Source organism: Bergeriella denitrificans NBRC 102155, from assembly GCF_001592185.1.
In the GTDB taxonomy this organism is placed as follows: domain Bacteria; phylum Pseudomonadota; class Gammaproteobacteria; order Burkholderiales; family Neisseriaceae; genus Neisseria; species Neisseria denitrificans.
The window spans coordinates 1-1,282 of the sequence record NZ_BCWL01000328.1 but is presented as its reverse complement, the minus strand read 5'-3'; the positions used below and the strand labels follow the sequence as shown (position 1 = coordinate 1,282).

At 58.7% G+C, this 1,282-nt stretch carries 1 protein-coding gene; it reads left to right on the top strand.

What is annotated here, in order from left to right; all coding sequences use genetic code 11:
* Positions 1 to 14: 14 nt before the first annotated feature.
* Entirely contained in the window at positions 15 to 1,130 is a 1,116-nt protein-coding gene (gene asd / locus BDE01S_RS10585; protein ID WP_066081363.1) for an aspartate-semialdehyde dehydrogenase, read from the top strand.
* The last annotated feature ends 152 nt before the right edge of the window (positions 1,131 to 1,282 follow it).

The window sequence follows — 1,282 nt, the reverse complement described above, 5'->3', positions numbered from 1 at the left end:
ACTAGGAGCACAGAATGAAAGTAGGTTTCGTCGGCTGGCGCGGTATGGTCGGCTCCGTATTGATGCAGCGTATGCAGGAAGAAAACGATTTCGCCCACATTCCGGAAGCGTATTTCTTCACCACTTCCAATGTCGGCGGCGCAGCGCCCGATTTCGGCCAGGCCGCCAAATCGCTGCTGGATGCCAATGATGTGGCCGAGCTGGCCAAGATGGACATTATCGTCACCTGCCAGGGCGGCGATTACACCAAATCCGTTTTCGGTCCGCTGCGCGAGCGCGGCTGGCAGGGTTATTGGATTGACGCGGCCTCTTCCCTGCGTATGGCCGATGATGCGATTATCGTACTCGACCCCGTCAACCGCAATGTGATTGACGCCGGCCTGCAAAGCGGCGTGAAAAACTACATCGGCGGCAACTGCACCGTATCGCTGATGCTGATGGCTTTGGGCGGCCTGTTCCAAAACGATTTGGTGGAATGGGCAACCAGCATGACTTACCAAGCCGCTTCGGGCGCGGGTGCGAAAAACATGCGCGAGCTGATTAACGGCATGGGTGCCATTCACGCGCAAGTGGCCGATGAGCTGGCCGACCCCGCCAGCGCCATTCTCGACATCGACCGCAAAGTGTCCGACTTCCTGCGCAGCGACAGCTACCCGAAAGCCAATTTCGGCGTACCGCTGGCGGGCAGCCTGATTCCGTGGATTGACGTGGATTTGGGCAACGGCCAGTCCAAAGAAGAATGGAAAGGCGGCGTGGAAACCAACAAAATCCTCGGCCGCAGCGGCAACCCTACCGTGATTGACGGCCTGTGCGTGCGCGTCGGCGCGATGCGCTGCCACAGCCAGGCGATTACGCTGAAGCTGAAAAAAGATTTGCCGGTAGAAGAAATCGAAGCGATTTTAGCCGGTGCCAACGATTGGGTGAAAGTTGTACCCAACCAAAAAGAAGCCAGCATGGCCGACCTGACCCCCGCCGCCGTAACCGGCACGCTGACCGTACCCGTCGGCCGCATCCGCAAGCTGGGCATGGGCGGCGAATACATCAGCGCGTTCACCGTCGGCGACCAACTGCTGTGGGGCGCAGCCGAGCCGCTGCGCCGCGTATTGCGTATTATCTTGGGCAGCCTGTAATCCTGTCCTGCCCTGCCTGCACGGGCAAATGAAAAAGCAACGGCGACTGCCGTTGCTTTTTTTATGGGCGGGCTGATTGTTCGCTTATTCGGCAAACGCATACCGTCCGGCCGTCTGAAAAAAGGCCGTCTGAAAATGCCGCGCGTTCTATA

Coding starts and splice junctions, on each gene's coding strand:
- asd (WP_066081363.1), top strand. CDS start 15: ATGAAAGTAGGTTTCGTCGGCTGGCGCGGTATGGTCGGCTCCGTATTG.